Below are 18,015 nucleotides of genomic sequence, written 5' to 3' on the forward strand. Positions count from 1 at the left end.
TCATGAATTTCATTTTTGAAGTAAATATATTTTTTAAATTTTATTTACATACAGTGAATACTAAATTTTTTGAATAGTTATCCAATTCTAAAAAAAAATACAATGCCGTCAACCTAATTTTTAATTTCATATTTTTTTCCTTTTATGTTGGTCTGTAATTCAGATTGAATTTTCTCTGTTTTTTAGGGTTTCTTTTTGTTGTCTGTTTTTTCGTGGATTTGTTTGGGGATTTCGTGCAGGAAATTATCAGATTTTTTGTGTAAGTTCGTATTATTTCTGGTGTTGGGTTTAAAATCATTATAGGCAAATATTTTTTTAATTTTCGAATTAAGTGTGCTTGATTTACCTTGAAGAGTCCAAGTTTTCCTTTTTGTCGTTGCGTTCTGTTTATTAGTAGGTTGAAGTAGTTTTCGTAATGTTGAAAGACGTTATATTTTAGGAATTTTGAATATATGTCTTGTTCTATTGTTATTCTTTTTTTGCCGCTGTAATTTTCGATGTTTAGTCTGTTTTTCATTGTATTGTAGTTGGTTTCGATTCCCCAGCGTAAATTATAGAGTTCTTTAAAATCTTCGATTTGGAACTCTTTATTGAAAATGTTTGTTAATAATGTTTCTGTTTTTCCATTATCTAGTTCAATGGTTAGTATTCTTAGATTTAGATGTTCTTCTTTTCCATATTCTTCTTTTAATGAGGGGTTGTGGAATTTTTTTATTCTGTCTTTGGTTAGTTTGATTTTGATTTCGGAGTCGTTTTCTTTAATTGTGTACCGTTCGTCTATGTAGCTTTTATCCTTTAATCTGACTATAAAATAACTATTTATGGACATTATGTGTGCGTATAGTTCCATGGCATTGTATCCTCTGTCAAATATGAAAATTGATTTTTCTGGGATTATTAAGTCTTGAATGTTGTCAAGATTTTGGTGCATGAGTGGTAATTCTGCTTGTTTGTAGTTTCCTATGATTCCATCGAGTATAAATCCGTTTAATAAGTCCATTATTGATGAAAATTTGGCTATTGCAGGTTTTCTGTATTTTGGTGTGTCTTTGATTCCAAAATCTCTTCGCACTTCTTCAAAATCAGGAATTTCAAAATCAGATTCGTCACCACCATACAAACGAAAACCTTTGTATTCCTTAAAAAAGTGATTATTTCTATTATAACCAATTAAACGTAAATATTCTTTACTTATTTCTTTAAATACTAGTGGATTTATGAATACTCTTTGTTTGGATAGTGCTTGTCTTGTTATTGTTTCGAGATTGTTGGTGAAATCATCTTCGATGAAATCTTCAAGATCTGCTTGATTGGAAGTGCCTTTGTTTACGCAAAAGAAAGTCACATAATCTTTGAATGAAAATTTACTATCTCTTGTAAATCTTTTTTCATCAATTACAAAGAATGATGCTGGTTTTACAATATTATCAATTGCTGATTTAAAATAAGAAAACATGAAGCATCACAACACCATACTGGGATGAAAAAACATTAAAAATACTGTTTATTTCATTTTTTAAACATTTTACAGCAACTTTCAAAAATTCTATTTTTTCGCAAAAAATAGAAAGATTAATTAATTTGTTACCCCAATATAGTATTGAGGGTTTGTTATTTTCTCGCATAATATATAATATACCCTCAATCCTTAATAAAACTATCCATACTGCTTCAATACTGTTTTTAAAATCAAATTACTATACTATAAATTAACAAATTCATGAATATCACTCGATTGAAAATCAACATGATTACATGATAGTACGAGCAAAATAAAAGGACCTTTGATTAAATCGGATTTTAATAGTAAAGTTTAAATAATAATGGAGCATAAATATTCATTTAAATGAAGTATACTAGTTAAAAACAAACTTATTTTAAAAATAAAGAAAAATAAACACCATATAAAGACAATAAATTAATAATATATTAATAATAACTAAAATAAGACAAATTAGAAAAAATTAGGTTGACGGCATTGAAAAAAAATAAAAAGATCAACAAATAATTATAAAAATTTTTTAGCTTCATTCATGAATTCTTCAGCCTTATTGATACAATCATTGGCAATAGTTTGATCAATATCATCAACAGCATCATAATCAGCGGCTTCTCTTAAAGATTGTGTGCTTGACAAATATTTAGAGATTTTTCTGTCAAAAGAGTCATTCAAAACATACTCTTGACCAAATAATGAGATCACGCCAGTATGCGTTTTAGGTTTGAATCCTTTTTTAATCAGTAATGTTTTAGCAACATTGAACATGCAATAATAACATGCACTAACACTGGTGGAAAATTGATCAACATCATACAATGCCTTAGCGGAAATCAATTTATCATTTGCTTTGTTCATATACTCCTCAATTTCAGACAAGTACCTCTCCCTCCGCTAAAACATTTGATAAAAATGAATAATCTTGTGTTGTATTGAATCTATCTGTACTCATTATGTGAGCAGAAATCAATTCCTGTTTCTCAAGAACAAACTCTCCAATCATATCTACAATATCATCCCAGATTTCACTGCGATAATCAGATATTATTAAAATGTCTATGTCTGAATTTTCAGTGTCATCGCCACGAGCAACGGAACCAAATAATATAATTTTCACGATTTTATCGGAATTTATTGACTCTGCAAACTCACGAGCAATCTCAAATCTATTATTCATAAACAAACACCAACGATTATTCTTATAATATCCTATTTCAATTTCATTAATAATAAATATTTTTGAAGTGTGACTTTGTGTGAAAACACAATTGTGTTTTTATATTGGGGTGTCTGCCAAAATTAATTTTTGAATTTTGCGAAAAAACTTTCCTTTACATATATCTGACAACCAACAATATCTTACACACCACTTCAAGTGCATATATATCGGTAGACCATAGTGCAGAGTAGATGAAACCCCATTAATAGTGCATAATCAGCCGGCATCTGAAATTTTTACTTGAAAATGCATGCTTGCAGCTACTTTAAATTTTCATCCAATAGCCTTGGATTTTTAGAATTTTTACTGCTCACAATTTTTCGTCCAGTTCGCTCTTCCAATTCCCTTAAAGCATTGCCTGCAATGTTTCCTCCATCTCTTGCAACTATTTTACTTTCTTTAAAACCTTTTGGATTTTCAGTTTTGCTAATTTCAGTAGTGGCCAACTCACCCAACATGTTAATAACCAATTCCGCATTAGTCATATTGTCACGAAGGTTCTCTTTTTTCAATCCTTTAATCTTTTTATGTTCTCCTGTTGTTATGCCAAAAGATGCTTGACTAATCTCATTGGTGAGTATTGCATATTCCCTTCCTTTTTTAACACCTGCCATATCCCATTCAGAAGTTAAATCCTTTCTTATTTCAATACTCCTTAATCTTTGGGTGATTCATTCTTCACTATATCCTTTTTCACGGTAAGTGGCAACTGCCCTTTCAATAGCTATTTCAGGGTCTGCTATCTCATCAAGTCTTTCACTGCCCACTTGAGCTAACCATTGTTTAAATGGTTCAGCATTTGGTGAAGGTATTGATTGAATGATACGGAATAACTGTTTTGCTGTAGCAACATCTGTTTTATACATTTTACCGTCTTTATGTGATGGTAATTTCAGTTGGTTACAAATTGTAACCAACTCAACACCTTCATATTTAAGTCTTTTTTTCAATACTTTCCAATAATTATTTGGATTTTTACTTTCACTAAGAATTCCAACAACGTCCACTACTGAAAAATAGTACTCTTCTATTTCATCATCCCATTTCAGCCTTACTTCCTGATTTTGAAATAACTTAATTTTTGTTTCATCAGCCATTTTCTTTCTCCTTTAATTTATTGTCCCCATTTCATAATATTATGTGAAAAACTAATCAGTAAGACGAATATCATATGAATAATTAAATTGACAATGGTATTTTTAGTGAAAATCCTATTTAAATTAAATGAGAGACCATTTGAAAAGTATTGATTATATGATAATAAACCCTCCAAATTAGTTTTAATAGTTACTATATGAAATTCCATTATGCACAAACATGAAAAAGATTTATCATTGATGAAAAAAAATAGATTATTTACAAATTATCCAAGTGGTAAGTACACGAAATTCAAACTACCTACTTTTTGTTTGTCAAAATCAAAATGACCTTCCTGAAGAACATAATAATTATGAATAAGCATTGCTGAAGCACTAATTAAAGGATTTGGATTGGGATAAATAATCCATATTTAATTTTAATAGTATAAATAATTTTTATTTAGTTCAAAATCAACTAAAAATTGCTTTTATTGGGTAAAAAAATAATTAATGATAAAATATTTAAGCAATCTTATGAATTTCCAATTAGTAATTTCAGATATGCTGATGAATTTTTAAATCATAAGAAACATAAGAATCATAAAATTTTTTTATGTTCTTTAGTTTCTGAAGATTAAAACTTTTTTTGAAAACAAATTTCATAAAAATGAAAATGTCATTGGAGGTATGTAGATTACATTTTCTTTCCTTTTTATTGTTTTTGTATTATTTGCAACAACTATTCCATATTCACAATCATATCTGTTAATGGCATCTTCAATTTGATATTTCTTTTTCTTTCCACGACCCACTTCAATTGGAATGATGTTTTCGGTTTCCTCCTGGATTAAAAAATCGACATTAGTTTTTTTGTTTGCATCATAGTATATTGTGAAATTGGTGAATCTCCTGTTGGACAGATTAAAGAGATTTGATGCTATTAGATTTTCTAATAGAAGTCCTTCATAATCATCGCTTCCAAGTAATGGGTTTCCAACTTTTCTTGACAGTGCGTGTCTGATGCTAGGTGTTGCAAAATAATATTTCCATGATTTTTTAACCCTTTTGGCTGAACCTCCATATGCTTCGCAATGGAAAATCAGATGGGTTTTTTCAAGCAGATCCAATATTTTATTGACATTTGCAGTGGATGTTTTTAAATAATTCGCAAGATTTGCATGTGTTAACTCACCAGGCTGTTGGAGGGCAAAATATCTTAATATTCGTTTTGCATTTGATTGATTAGCGGATGAGAGTTCTTTTATCTGGGACAGGTCTTTAGTAATGACTCTTTCTGTTATTTCAACTAAATCTTCACATATCTCCCTGTGTGTCTTTTTATCAAAAAGTATTGGAAAAGCACCGAATTTAAAATATTCATCCCAGTCATTAGAATTGTATTTTATGCAATTAGTCAGCATACTGTTGGTTTCAAATTCTGATTTGACGGCACTATCTATATTTCCGGTAAATATCAGATTTCTTAAATCATCCGATAGGTTAAATGTATTTAAGTCATATTTTAATTTAAGGTGTTGTGTGTAGTTTAAGGGAGTTATTGATTTTTTACGCATTCTCCTTGCAAGATCATCATTTTGTTCCAGATGGAGTGCTGATGAACCTGTAAATATGACGAATATATTATATGATTTATCATAGATGATTTTTCCGGTCTTTGCCCATTTCTTATCGATTTGTGATTCATCGATGAATATGAAAACCTTTTCGTTTAAAGTTCTTAAGTTCTCATTAAACACGTCCTTTAAATATATTTCAACCATTTCACGAATGCTGCATTCAACAAAATCATTTAAATCATCAAAAGACATGTATAAGATATTTTTGGGAGGAATGTTCTTTTCTTTCATTAAATATTCATAAAGCTGCAGAATCAGGGTTGTTTTGCCAACTCCTCTCAGGCCAGGTAAAACTACAATCTTATTTGATGTATCTTCATTTAAAAAAGTATCAACATATCCTTTTAGTTCATTTAATTCATCCCTTGCATTGAATTTTTTATTATTTTTAGATAAATCTCTGCTTAAAACATTAGGAACATCATTCAATTCATTTTTAATAAAATTAGAAATTAATTCTTCTTTTTTTAACATTATGTGCAACTCCTTAATCCAATACTTTCTATTCAAATATTTGAATTATCTTATATATAATATTATTCAAATAATTAAACAATTATATATAAATAATTGTTCATATATTTGAACAAATGGAATTATATTTATTTTTACAAATAAAATATATTAACATTTAAATCTATAAAATTACTCATTTAATCATAATATTAAAGAAAAAACTAGTTATTTATAATTTATTCCAAACAGATCTCATTAAATAGGATTTATTAAATTTTTTCATTGATATACTTTACAATTTTTCCAATTTTTACTTTACAATTTTTCCAATTTTTACTTTACAATTTTTCCAATTTTTACTTTACAATTTTTCCAATTTTTACTTTACAATTTTTCCAATTTTTACTTTACAATTTTTCCAATTTTTACTTTACAATTTTTCCAATTTTTACTTTACAATTTTTCCAATTTTTACTTTACAATTTTTTCCCCAAACATTTTTTATTAAAAATACCATATAACATTAAATTAATCATTAAATATCAATTTAAAAATAAAATCAAAAATGCATGATTTTTTTATTCATTCAAATTTTACATTAGTTTTTAATGGATACTATATGATTTTAAGTGGTCTTAGTTTTAATGGTTAGTATATGAAATTCCATTATGCACAAACATGAAAAAGATTTATCATTGATGAAAAAAATAGATTATTTACAAATTATCCAAAGTGGTAAGTACATGAAAATAAATTACTTTTAGGAGGTGTTGGCAAATGGTAAATTTTGACTTAAAAAGATTGATAATAGGAAGTGTGGCAGGATTAGTCATTTCCTTGGTCATTGGGCTTGTTATATTCTGGCTGACTTTGGGAAGTGTTAAGCTATACGATGCTGGAGTTTATTCTACAGGATTCACTGAGTTTAGTTTTGTTGTTGGAGTAGTGATTGCAGCTGCTTTGTTTGGATCAATGGAAAGGGACATAGTCTCTGCAGGAATTGTAGGTTTCATCATCGGCCTTTTGACCTGTTTGATTGAAGGATTTGTTTTAAGTCTCTTTTTTGCACCAATGACTGTACAAATCATCACTGGCTGGTGGGGAAGTCAAACTATCCTAATTTTTGCTGGTGTAATAGTAGCTGTTATCTTCAATATGATTTTTTCAAAAAAATCGAACTAACAAAAAAATATAAGTTACTTTTTTAACTATCATTACCATAAATGCTTTCTCTGATATTTTCTAATAATTCCTTTTCATCATCAGTTAATTCGAGGTCATTCAACTTGTCTTTTGATGTACGTCTCATACGGATTACAAATCTTAAAATCAATATCAATACGAATGATAATATGCTTGCCAGAGGTGAAAAGAATGCTAGGATAAGGGATATGACTGAACTGAGAACAGGCGTCATCAATATGTAGAACAGTGTCAGCATAACTCCTCTGAAATATAATTTTAAATTGTCTAATTCAACTCCATCATTATATGTTTCATTCACAGTAGCCTTTATTTCGTCTTTTTTTTCGAAATACTTTTTAAAATTGTCTCTGACAAGCAACATGAACATTAGTATGTATAATAGACTGATTATTAAAACCAGCAATGAAAAGAATATATTTACATTAGTATAATTGTAGAATTTAAAGAGAAATCCTGTTGCAAATGGTATTAAACATACAGATGCCATTGTAAGCATATTTAATGTTAGTATGCTGTCTTTTATCTTTTTAAATTGAAAAAGAAGTGTTGTGTTTTCCCAAAAATTGTAAACAATATAAAAACTTATGAAATAAATCAGGATTGACGGCAATAGATACGTCATGAAATATTCATTTAAAGCAACCCCTGAAGATATTTCAGATATTGTCGGGACTGCAATTTCCAAAACAAGAATCGTCATTGCGATTGCAAAAACACCGTCGGTTATTGCAACATGCCTGTCTTTTAAATTATTTAAAATGTTATTGTTTGTCATCGATATAATTAGAGTTTTCTTTTTATTTAATGTTTTTTGTTGTTATTTTTAAGTTTTTTTAAAAAATAAAATGTGTTAAAGAATATTGATTCTTTAATTTTTGATGGTTATTCTGTTTGATGTTGCAGCGCCGTTTTCATAAGTGGATGTTATGATGTATTCTCCGGCCATTAGGTTGATATTCAGTTTTGCAGTTCCATTTTCGTCAGTTGTTCTGTTGTAGAATACTCCGTTTACGTTGAATGTTATTGTCACGCCTGTTAATGGGTTTCCTTTACCGTCAAGGAGTGTTGCTTTGAACTGTGATCCGTCTTTGTAGGTCATATCCAAATCTTCGGCGCTTAATGTTGGCAGTACTGTTATGTTGTATGACATTTGAAGGCCTGTTAATGGGTCAATTGCAGTTAATGTGTATTTGCCTGGATTTAGGTTGATGTTTAGTTTTGCTGTTCCGTTTTCATTGGTGGTTCTGTTGTAGAACACTCCGTTGATGTTCATTGTAATTGTGGTGTTAGGAATAGCATTTCCTTCGCCGTCAATTAATGTGATGTAGAACTGTGATTCGTTTCTGAAGTATTTAACCAAATTATCTGCTATTAATGTAGGCAATATTGTAATGGTATTTTCAACAGTTGTTCCATTATATGTTGTTTTAATTGAATACTCGCCCGGTTTAAGATTAATGTTTATGCGTGCAGTACCATTTGCATCACTGGTTCTTGTATAATTATTGCCATTGATTTCAAATGTTATTGTTTGGTTCGCTTCACCTACATCAACTTCAAATTGTGATTCATTTTTATATATTTTAACTAAATCTTCGCTTATTATTGGGGTGTTGGACTCTTTTGTATATACTTTAAGGCACACTGTTTGGTTTTGTTTTGAAAGATCGCTCCATGTGTTCCCGTCACTGCTTACATAAGACATTCCGGACAATAGGTGTTGTCTTGTTTCATCCTGATAAGGTACATTATTGCTTTTGAATACGACTTTGAATGTGTCATTTTCTTTGATTGGAATGTTTTTATTTAATTTTATTGTCTTGAATCCTGCAAATGGGCTTGTTCCGTTTTGTGTTAGTTTTAAATTATCATTTACATATATCTTGAATTCGTAGTCAACTCCTGTGTCGTTGAAGTAGGTTCCGACAGCTGCTATGTCTGCTTTTTCAACAGCTTTAAATTCATTGCTGTAGAACGTATAGTTATTTGTGAAATCCTCGAGACATGTAAAATCTGTCTGGTAATTGTATGTGTAGTTTTCAGTGTTTTCTATTATGAATGAGAATGTATAATCAATACTTTCTTCTTTAGGATAAACTGATGTATCGTAATATGATATGTATGCATATCCTTTTTCTCCCCAGTTATCTGCCCAACTGTTTTTTATTATCCATGCTCCGTTACCTAGTGGGGTTATTTTAAAGTTTTCCTTAGGATAATTGTCATCCCAGCCTATTACAGCAACATCATGATTTGCTTCGTATGTGTTGTTGTGATATACTGAATTTGTTTTTTCATTGAAATATTCAGTTTCAGCATCAAAACTTATTAATCAGGAAAGTGATGAAAAGCACCTGAAAAGCATAAAGAACAATTATAAGAAAAGATTCTTTTCACATTGCGTCAAGTCAACGTCCTGTGAGGATGTCTGTCCTATGGAAATTCCAACCCAAAGGGCCATTTCAAAGATGAATAGAAAATCAGTCTGGAGAATCTGGCAGCTGCTGCATCTTGATTGAGGGTGGTTAATTTATTCTTCATAGGTGAAGACATCTTCGACATATTTTTGGTTTAGAGATTTGGTTATTTTAAATGCATGTATTAAATTTGGGCTCATGCGGTCATTTTCTATAGCATTTATGGCCTGACGTGAAATTCCAACTCTTTTTGCCAATTCCTCTTGGGTAAATCCATTTGATTTTCTCAAAACTTTAATGTTGTTTTTCATTTTCATACCAAATATTTTATTGTTATTATTTTTTAAAAGCTCATAAATATAGTTTTAGTTAGATGTAAATCTATCTTGATATTTTAATGGTAAATAGATTTCTTTCATTTACTATTTGATTAAAAAAAGAAAAATGGATGATTTATTTTACATAATGATATTGAAGTTGGCACTTTTTTAATTTGAAATTATCTTTTGTTTATTTTTCAGCTATTATGCAAATCCATTCGTTCATCTTGTCTGGAGAGAATTTTTCTTACATTAATGTATTTTTGGTGAGGTTTAAAAAAAATATAATATTTTGAAAATTATGAAATTATTAAAAAAGAGCTATTCATAATCTTCATTTAAAAAATCATTTAGGTTTTGTCTTTGCAGCATCCGAAAAAGAAGTTTTTAACTTTTTTGACTTTGGATTTTTTGTCTCTTTCCTTTTTCGCATTACGTGCATGCATATTATTTCTTGCTTCTACGATATTATCCATAGATATCATCTCCCGTTATATTATTTAGGTATGTCTAAAAATATATATAAAGTTATCTGATTCTAAATTATGAAAATATTACTGATTGGCTTGATTATTGATTTAAGAAAGTTTTATTGTTTAAATTAAAAACAAATAATTTACAACGATTAAATTAAATATTCACTTGTTAATAACATTAAAGAGGCATTTGCAATGACAGAACATTTTAAAGATCGCAGTTTCAAGCGACTAACAGACACATTTCCAGTGCCTATGCTAAAATAGCTGCATGTTCGCCATGACATGACAAAACCATACTAAGCAACACTGGAAATCACTAACAACAACAAGCAATTTCTTGATTTTGTATATTGAAATCACCTACCTGACTGTGGCTTTATTTATGAAATCCGATTTGTCCACTCTGAATTGCTTTTAAAAATTGTGAATTAACCAATCACGTTAAAGGTTTGAGTAATGAAGAGATTTATGAAATTAAAGTTTTTCAAAAAGCATTTATGGAAAAATTCATATCTGATGAGGATGAACTGGAGAAGATAGATATCAATAACCGCAATGGAAGAAATGAAACAAATATTTCCAAAAGAAACTCAAAAAATAATGGAAGAAGGAATGGAAAAAGTGGATTAAATTATTTATTATATTAATTATAAAGTAATACTTAACAAACAACTTGGAGGATAATATGAAAAAAAGGAATATTATAATTATTGTCATAATCATTATTGTTATTGCGATAGTTGGATTATATTCAATGGGATTCCTGAAAGATAATCATACAAATGATCCTACAGTATATGCTAATTCAATCAAGGATGTGGGAACATTCAATTCAACCGGTGTAACTAACTTCACAATGGACAATTCAACCACAAACAATATTTCAACCGATTATGTGGCAAATGATAATCTCACAAAGCTTTCCGTAACAAATGATACCAATCTGGTTAATGCAACAACTTCCGGTGCATCCAGACTTAATGAAACCGTCAAGGCACATGCAATCTATAAGGATACTCTTACTGACGGACCTCATAAAGGTGAAACAAGATACTTGTCAGTATTGACAGATAACAATAAATTTGTTATAATCAGCACTCCTGATTATAATCTAACTTCTATTATGGCAGATACATTCAAATTTGCTTAGTTTGGATTTTATCCAAGCTATTTTTTTTATTTTTAAATATTAATCGAATGTTTTCAAATAGCTTTTTTTATTTATTTTTCCTTTTATTTCATAAAAACTAAATCCTCTAAAAAAGAAAAAACCAAAGAAAACTATAAAACCTCATGCAAAACTGGGCATCAAACACTTGAACTTAACAAACGAAAGAGATAACCACATTGATTCCTTCCATTATATAGTACCATACACTGGTTAATATCCAATTTGAACAAAAAAATTTGGATATTACATATTTATATCATTGTTATATTTTAATTCATTTAATATAATTATAATTCTAGTTATATTTATATACTATATAAATTAAAATATCAATAACTGTTTTAAAAAATTTGTTAATAATATAAATTTGTATAATTTTTTTAGGTGCGGATAAAAATGAAAAAGATTTTTGCAGTATCAGTACTTCTCGTATTGTTTCTGCTTTTGGGGTCGGCATATGCTACCGAGGGCAATGAAACTCAAACTTTGAAACTGGATAATGAAGAGCACATTAGTGTTCCAAATGATGAAAGCACTTTTTCTCAACTTAAAAATGAAATCTCCTCTGGAGGAGATATAAATCTGTCACACTCATCATATAAATTCGATTCAGGCACAACTATAGAAATTACTAATCCCGGAACAATTGATGGAAAAGGAGCTGTCATTGACATGGTCGGTTCCTGGGATGTTTGCGTCTTTAAAGTATATTGTGACGGTGTGATAATTAAAAACATGACTTTTAAAAATGCCCATTCAACCTATTATGGTTCTGCCATTTATTTTAACTCTTCAGGCACTGTAGTTGACTGTAATTTCATCAGCAATACTGCTGATGCTGCCGGCGCAGTTTTCTTTGAAAATACAGGAACTATAAAAAGATCCAACTTTACACAAAACCAAGCGTCCATTGGTTATGGTGGTGCAGCATACTTTTATAGTTCAGGCATCGTTGAAGATTGCATATTTACAGACAACAAAGCCACATCTGGTGGTGCCATTTATTTTGGTGAATATGGCCATGTGAAAAATTCTACTTTTGATCATAATTCAGCAGCTTCCCAAGGTGGTGCAATTAATGAATACGGATATGTGCTGATAGAGGAATCTAATTTCACTGACAATTCTGCAGATAGGGGTGGCACAGTTTATTCCCGTAATGGAGGAGAACTGTCAGGATGCAATTTTATAAATAATTCAGCTACATATGGGGGAGCAGTCTATTTTATTGAAGAAGCTACCCTAAATAAGTGTAATTTCACAGAAAATAAAGCCAGTGCGGGAGGAGTGGCCTATTTCTATTATATGGGAAAAGTAAATCTATGTAATTTCACTGCAAACTCTGCAACAAACGGTGGAGCAATTTATTTTAGAGGCGAAGGAATAATAAATCTATGTAATTTCACTGTAAACTCCGCAACAAACGGTGGAGCAATGTATTTTGAAGGAAATGGTAATGTTAATGACTGTAATTTAACAGCAAACACTGCAACAAATGGTGGAGCAATATATTTCAATAAATTTGCAACCATGAACAACAATTATTTCACGGAAAATGAGGCTAAACATTATGGTGGCGCATTATACCTTGTCCAATCAAACACTATTGAAAAATCTTATTTCACATCAAATAAAGCTCAGGTCGGCGGTGCTTTTTATATTTCTGCAGATGGGACTGTTAAAAATAGTGAATTCAAAAATAATACAGCAAATTACGGCGCAGCATTTTTTCTGGGTTATGATAGTTCAATTTTGATTGAAGATACCGATGACGATATTGCCTCATCCGATTCAGATTCTTTTCATGCTGTACATGCAACTAAAAAATATGAAAAAAGCATTTTGGGTGATGATGAAGCTACAGTTGAACCTGTTCCAGAACCTTCAGGAACTGTTGAAAAGTGTATTTTTATTGAAAATACTGCAAAAAAGCTGGGTACAGTATATTTCAACATGCGAGGCAAAGTCTATGATTCATATTTCACAAATAATTCTGCATCAGAAAAAGGGGGAGCAATATATTTTATAGCAGACGGAAACATTGAAAATTCCGAATTTAAAAATAATTCTGCAAGAAACGGGGGTGCAGTCTACTTTGACCAGTCATCATCGTACGTTGAAGTTAATAAATGTATATTCACATTGAACAGGGCAGTAAACGGAGGAGCAATTTATACAAACGCAAAAACAAATATTAAAAACAGCAATTTCACTGAAAATATAGCAAAATATGCTAGCGATGCAATATACATATTTCATGATGGGGGAGCTATTTTTGCAGCATCCTCATCTAATGTGAATATAGAAAAATGTACATTCACATCCAACACTGCATCCGGGCATGGGGGTGCAGTATCACTTTACGGTACAGGCACTGTCACTTACTCCAATTTTATTGGAAATTCCGCATCAGGATACGGCGGTGCAATTTATAGTGAAAACAAATTTGATATTGACAATTCCCTATTCGAATACAATGCTGCAGCAATTGGATCTGCAATATATCTTAAATCTGTTGATTGCACACTTTCAAATTCTGTTCTTCTAAACAATCGGGCCAATTCATACATGATAATAATAACAAAGACAGGATTCAACATTGAAATCGAATTTCAGGGAAATGACAACATGATTAACGCAATCTATTCTTATAACGCAGATGCGCTTACATGTACAAATGTGACCTACTGGGGCGAATATGGACTAATGAACACAGGAAACAGTCCAGTTAAGACCCAAAGAAGCAATCTTGAAAAAGGTCAGAATATAAGTATAACTGTTTATGACAATGACATATTAATATTGAACACAACAAAAGTCACTGATGCAAACGGTAAGGTGGCTTTGAATGTTGTTGCAGGAAACATGACAGTAACTGCCCGCCACAACGATGATTCATATTATCGTGCAATTGAAAAAACTGAAAAATTTGAAACTGACGGCATTCAAACAGTTATGAAACTAGAAATTGACAATGATACTGCAAATGCAAAAATCAGCACAGTCTCAGGCGATAAGATTTCAGGACACATAACATTCACAGTTTCAAATGAAAGCGGAATCATAACAACTGAAAGCATATCCATATCAAACAATACTGCCGCTATGGATTTGACCAAACTGGACTTTGGAAAATACAATATAACTGTATTATTCAACGGAAATCTCAATTATTATCCAAGTACAGCCAATGAAAGCTATGAAAAAATCCTTCTGGATTCCATCATGGATATTAACGTTTCAGATATTACAGACTCACAAAAAGAAATTATCAATATCACAGTCAACGGCAAAAAAGACGAAAAAATCACAGTTTATGTAAACACTAAAGAATACTTAGTGACTGATGGTACATTGATACTGGAGGGACTTGAAGAAGGTATATATAACGTAGTGGCATATTATGATGGCAATGGATCATATTCCAAAGTATCAAACAGCACACAGTTCAAAGTTATCAGAGATTTGGCCTATTATGTTGAAATATCTAACTTTACATCAACTGAAAGAAGTATCAATATAACTGCAAAATCGAATATAAACAACAATCTAATAAATGGAAAACTTTATTTCATCCTGCCTGACTCATCAAAAATCGAAGCGCAATACACGAATGGAATATGGTGGGTGGAAAAAGCATTCAATGATGCTGGAGACTATTTAATAGATGCGGAATTTGTCGGCTTGGACAATGTTGAAATAATTAAGGCCAATGTTTCCATAAGGAATTTATCCCCATTTAAAATCACTGCCTGTGATGCATGTTATGGTCAAAATCTCTCAGTCGAAATCACACTTCCAGGCAAGGCATCCGGAAATATTACCCTATATATTGGAAATGAAAGCTATATAATCCAATTAAATGATTCCCGCCCCGATGTATTTAATTATACCATTTCCAATCTCCCAGTAGGAAATTACGCAATTTATGCTGTATACAGCGGAAACGTTAAATATCTGTCAAACACATCTGCAGACACATTTGAAATTTATACGGCATCTTCATTAATTAAAATAGATTTGAAAGATGTTTATCTTGTTGGGGAGGATATTTTAATTTCATTAACTCCAGTTAACTCAACAGGAACAATTGATCTTTCAATAAACGGCAAAAATTATGTTGTAGTTAACAATCAGGTTTTAATAAACGGAGGATTGTCATATGGGGAATATAACGTTAATGTTAAACTAAATGCTGATTCAAACCATCTTGAATCTGCTAACAGCACCATATTTGAAGTGAAGAAAGTTAATGACTATATTTTCCAAGCGAATGCAACAGACACTGTTGTGGGAGATAAATCAGTTCTAAATATAAACCTGCCTAATGACGCCAAAGGTAATCTGATAATAAACAGCAAAACCTATGCAATTAATAAAACAATTTCCCTGGATTTGGAATTGACAGCAGGCCACAAATCAGTTAACGTCACATACAGTGGGGACGACAAATATGCCGCCAAATCAATAATTGTCAATTATGCAGTTGATAAAGGCTCTTCAGCAATTAACATTGACATTAACGACATTTACTTAGTTGGCGATGATATATTAATTATATTAACAGCAATTAACTCAACAGGAACAGTTGATCTTTCAATCAACAGTACAGAATACACTGTCGTTAACAATCAGGTTTTAATAAAAGACGGATTGAAATATGGCAAATACGTCATTAATGCCAAACTAAATAATGATTCAAACTACTATGGATCAACCAATACTGCAGAATTCGAAGTAATAAAAATAAACGACTATATATTTGAAGTTATTGCATCAGACACCACTGTAGGAGACAATTCCGTCCTAAATATAAGTTTACCTCACGATGCCCGAGGCAATTTGACAATTAACGGAAAAATCTATGCAATCAATAAAACAATAACATTAAATAATGAATTAACTGCAGGAAATAAATATGTTAACGTCAAATACAGTGGAGACGACAAATATGTCGGCAAATCATTAACTGCAAATTATTTTGTCAATAAAGCTCCATCTTCAATTACAATTAGCTTAAATGGGAGTTATTATGTGGATGATGAAATTGTAATAGAATTATCTCCAGTTAACTCCACAGGAACTGTTGATTTATACATAAATGGTGAAAAATATGTGGTTAGCGATAATCAGGTAATCATTAAAGAGGGATTAATCTATGGCAGCTATACTGTTTTAGCTATTTTAAACGGCGACGACAACTATCTTGAATCATCAGACATCGCAGTATTCAATGTTTATAAAATTACACCGGAAATTACAGCAGCAGACATTGAAATTCTTCCGGGATTCGATGCAATAATTAAAATAACAAGCAAGGACGATATTACAGGAATAGTTAATGTGAAAGTTAACGGCAAAACATATCTCTTTGATGTAAATGACAATATTATCATTTCAGATTTGGATTCGGGAAATTATTCTGTGATGATTTCATATCTTGGTGATGAGAGATACTCTCCTGCCAACACTACTTCAAACATTTATGTAAAAGATGGTGACCTGATTAGAATAAGCACTGAAAATGTTATTAAGTACTATTCCGGGCCTGAAAGACTCCATGTTATCATAACCAATCATTCGATAGGAATTTCAGGCAAATCTGTATCAATCACAATCAATGGCATCACATACAACAGAACTACCAATGAAGAGGGAATCGCTTCAATTGCAGTTAACTTGAACAGCGGAAACTATACTGCCATTGTCAATGTTGAGGAGTATAATTTCATGAAAGAAGTTGATGTATTGATACTGGCGACTATACATGCAGAAGATGTTGTTAAAGTATTTAGAAATAAGACTCAATATTATGCATCATTCACTGATGCAGAGGGTAACTTGTTAAAAAATACGTCTGTTTCCTTTAACATAAACGGCATATTCTATGAGAGAATTACCAACGAACACGGAGTTGCGAAATTGAACATCAATCTCGAATCAGGCGAGTATATCCTTACTGCAAGAAATCCTAAAACTGGTGAGACAAAATCAAATAAAATTGTGGTTTTAAGTAAAATTGAATCTTCAGACCTAACAAAATACTATAAAAATGACTCCCAGTTTATAGTTCGTGTAATTGATGATTATGGAAATCCTACAGGTAGTGGCGAGAATGTGACTTTCAACATCAACGGAGTATTTTACACAAGATCCACAAATCAGACAGGACATGCGAAGCTGAACATTAACTTGGCGCCAGGTAAATACATCATTACCAGCTATTACGGCGATTGTGCTGAAAGCAATGAGATTGAAGTCCTGCCTGTTTTAACTGCAGATAATATGGAGATGACCTACAAGGACGGATCCAAATTTATAGCAAAATTGCTTGACGGTAAAGGCAGACCTCTTGCAGGCAGCAATGTTACTTTTAACATTAACGGAGTTTTCTATAATCGCATAACTGATGTAAATGGCGAAGCCAAGCTCAATATTAACCTGATGCCTGGTGAATACATTATAACATCAATTTATGATGGTGCAATGATTTCAAATACAATTAAAATCAATAAATAATGAATCCATATTCA

15 protein-coding genes are annotated in these 18,015 nt (G+C 30.9%); 5 read left to right on the top strand and 10 right to left on the bottom strand.

The window, feature by feature from the left end:
- Positions 1-142: 142 nt before the first annotated feature.
- The 6 genes from SM9_RS01175 to SM9_RS01200 all read right to left on the bottom strand — a co-directional run bounded on the left by SM9_RS01175 (position 143) and on the right by SM9_RS01200 (position 5,907).
- The gene (locus SM9_RS01175; protein WP_058738397.1) at positions 143-1,456 is read right to left on the bottom strand and encodes an IS4 family transposase; all 1,314 of its coding nucleotides are present in this window, start codon (positions 1,454-1,456) and stop codon (positions 143-145) included.
- Between the two features lie 552 nt (positions 1,457-2,008).
- Positions 2,009-2,377, bottom strand: coding sequence for a HEPN domain-containing protein (locus tag SM9_RS01185; RefSeq protein ID WP_058738398.1), 369 nt, complete (start codon positions 2,375-2,377; stop codon positions 2,009-2,011).
- Positions 2,370-2,675 carry a nucleotidyltransferase domain-containing protein gene (locus tag SM9_RS01190; RefSeq protein WP_058738399.1) on the bottom strand — a complete coding sequence of 102 codons (306 nt, stop codon included), beginning with the start codon at positions 2,673-2,675 and terminating at the stop codon, positions 2,370-2,372. The genes SM9_RS01185 and SM9_RS01190 overlap by 8 nt, the downstream gene beginning before the upstream one ends.
- Positions 2,676-2,977: 302 nt before the next feature.
- Positions 2,978-3,331, bottom strand: coding sequence for a hypothetical protein (locus SM9_RS12245; protein WP_232299143.1), 354 nt, complete (start codon positions 3,329-3,331; stop codon positions 2,978-2,980).
- A 57-nt stretch (positions 3,332-3,388) separates the two neighbouring features.
- The gene (locus tag SM9_RS12250; RefSeq protein WP_232299144.1) at positions 3,389-3,814 is read right to left on the bottom strand and encodes a BRO-N domain-containing protein; all 426 of its coding nucleotides are present in this window, start codon (positions 3,812-3,814) and stop codon (positions 3,389-3,391) included.
- A 641-nt stretch (positions 3,815-4,455) separates the two neighbouring features.
- A complete protein-coding gene (locus SM9_RS01200; RefSeq protein ID WP_058738400.1) occupies positions 4,456-5,907 on the bottom strand; it encodes an ATP-binding protein in 1,452 nt (483 codons plus the stop codon).
- A gap of 759 nt (positions 5,908-6,666) precedes the next feature.
- On the opposite strand from SM9_RS01200, the gene SM9_RS01205 reads away from it, so the two are divergent.
- Positions 6,667-7,071: a hypothetical protein gene (locus SM9_RS01205; protein WP_058738401.1), complete on the top strand. Its 405-nt coding sequence runs from the start codon at positions 6,667-6,669 to the stop codon at positions 7,069-7,071.
- Positions 7,072-7,093: 22 nt separating this feature from the next.
- Here the strand turns inward: SM9_RS01205 and SM9_RS01210 are convergent, their stop codons facing one another.
- Entirely contained in the window at positions 7,094-7,870 is a 777-nt protein-coding gene (locus SM9_RS01210; protein WP_058738402.1) for a TMEM175 family protein, read from the bottom strand.
- A 93-nt stretch (positions 7,871-7,963) separates the two neighbouring features.
- Complete coding sequence (locus SM9_RS11835) at positions 7,964-9,424, bottom strand: lectin like domain-containing protein (RefSeq protein WP_083495913.1); 1,461 nt, start codon at positions 9,422-9,424, stop codon at positions 7,964-7,966.
- Between SM9_RS11835 and SM9_RS01220 the strand changes: the two genes are divergently transcribed.
- The gene (locus SM9_RS01220) at positions 9,393-9,614 is read left to right on the top strand and encodes a hypothetical protein (RefSeq protein ID WP_058738404.1); all 222 of its coding nucleotides are present in this window, start codon (positions 9,393-9,395) and stop codon (positions 9,612-9,614) included. The two genes, SM9_RS11835 and SM9_RS01220, sit on opposite strands and share 32 nt — an antisense overlap.
- Before the next feature lie 11 nt (positions 9,615-9,625).
- Here SM9_RS01220 and SM9_RS01225 read toward each other — a convergent pair whose 3' ends face one another.
- Positions 9,626-9,829 carry a helix-turn-helix transcriptional regulator gene (locus SM9_RS01225; RefSeq protein ID WP_232299145.1) on the bottom strand — a complete coding sequence of 68 codons (204 nt, stop codon included), beginning with the start codon at positions 9,827-9,829 and terminating at the stop codon, positions 9,626-9,628.
- 353 nt (positions 9,830-10,182) lie between these two features.
- On the bottom strand, positions 10,183-10,308 hold the full coding sequence (locus tag SM9_RS12460) for a hypothetical protein (protein ID WP_269744794.1): 126 nt from the start codon (positions 10,306-10,308) through the stop codon (positions 10,183-10,185).
- 452 nt (positions 10,309-10,760) lie between these two features.
- Between SM9_RS12460 and SM9_RS01230 the strand changes: the two genes are divergently transcribed.
- From SM9_RS01230 to SM9_RS01240, 3 genes are all read left to right on the top strand, one after another.
- On the top strand, positions 10,761-10,958 hold the full coding sequence (locus SM9_RS01230) for a hypothetical protein (protein WP_058738406.1): 198 nt from the start codon (positions 10,761-10,763) through the stop codon (positions 10,956-10,958).
- A 38-nt stretch (positions 10,959-10,996) separates the two neighbouring features.
- The gene (locus tag SM9_RS01235) at positions 10,997-11,461 is read left to right on the top strand and encodes a hypothetical protein (protein ID WP_058738407.1); all 465 of its coding nucleotides are present in this window, start codon (positions 10,997-10,999) and stop codon (positions 11,459-11,461) included.
- Positions 11,462-11,878: 417 nt separating this feature from the next.
- Positions 11,879-18,001, top strand: a complete 6,123-nt coding sequence (locus SM9_RS01240) for an Ig-like domain-containing protein (RefSeq protein ID WP_058738408.1) — start codon at positions 11,879-11,881, stop codon at positions 17,999-18,001.
- Positions 18,002-18,015: the final 14 nt, after the last annotated feature.

The organism is Methanobrevibacter millerae (genome assembly GCF_001477655.1).
Taxonomy (GTDB): Archaea; Methanobacteriota; Methanobacteria; order Methanobacteriales; family Methanobacteriaceae; genus Methanocatella; species Methanocatella millerae_A.

What these genes read in the sequence shown, in the direction of transcription:
- SM9_RS01175 (WP_058738397.1), bottom strand. Translation starts at nt 1,456, where the DNA reads ATGTTTTCTTATTTTAAATCAGCAATTGATAATATTGTAAAACCAGCA.
- SM9_RS01190 (WP_058738399.1), bottom strand. Translation starts at nt 2,675, where the DNA reads ATGAATAATAGATTTGAGATTGCTCGTGAGTTTGCAGAGTCAATAAAT.
- SM9_RS12245 (WP_232299143.1), bottom strand. Translation starts at nt 3,331, where the DNA reads ATGGCAGGTGTTAAAAAAGGAAGGGAATATGCAATACTCACCAATGAG.
- SM9_RS12250 (WP_232299144.1), bottom strand. Translation starts at nt 3,814, where the DNA reads ATGGCTGATGAAACAAAAATTAAGTTATTTCAAAATCAGGAAGTAAGG.
- SM9_RS01200 (WP_058738400.1), bottom strand. Translation starts at nt 5,907, where the DNA reads ATGTTAAAAAAAGAAGAATTAATTTCTAATTTTATTAAAAATGAATTG.
- SM9_RS01205 (WP_058738401.1), top strand. Translation starts at nt 6,667, where the DNA reads ATGGTAAATTTTGACTTAAAAAGATTGATAATAGGAAGTGTGGCAGGA.
- SM9_RS01210 (WP_058738402.1), bottom strand. Translation starts at nt 7,870, where the DNA reads ATGACAAACAATAACATTTTAAATAATTTAAAAGACAGGCATGTTGCA.
- SM9_RS01225 (WP_232299145.1), bottom strand. Translation starts at nt 9,829, where the DNA reads ATGAAAATGAAAAACAACATTAAAGTTTTGAGAAAATCAAATGGATTT.
- SM9_RS12460 (WP_269744794.1), bottom strand. Translation starts at nt 10,308, where the DNA reads ATGGATAATATCGTAGAAGCAAGAAATAATATGCATGCACGTAATGCG.
- SM9_RS01235 (WP_058738407.1), top strand. Translation starts at nt 10,997, where the DNA reads ATGAAAAAAAGGAATATTATAATTATTGTCATAATCATTATTGTTATT.
- SM9_RS01240 (WP_058738408.1), top strand. Translation starts at nt 11,879, where the DNA reads ATGAAAAAGATTTTTGCAGTATCAGTACTTCTCGTATTGTTTCTGCTT.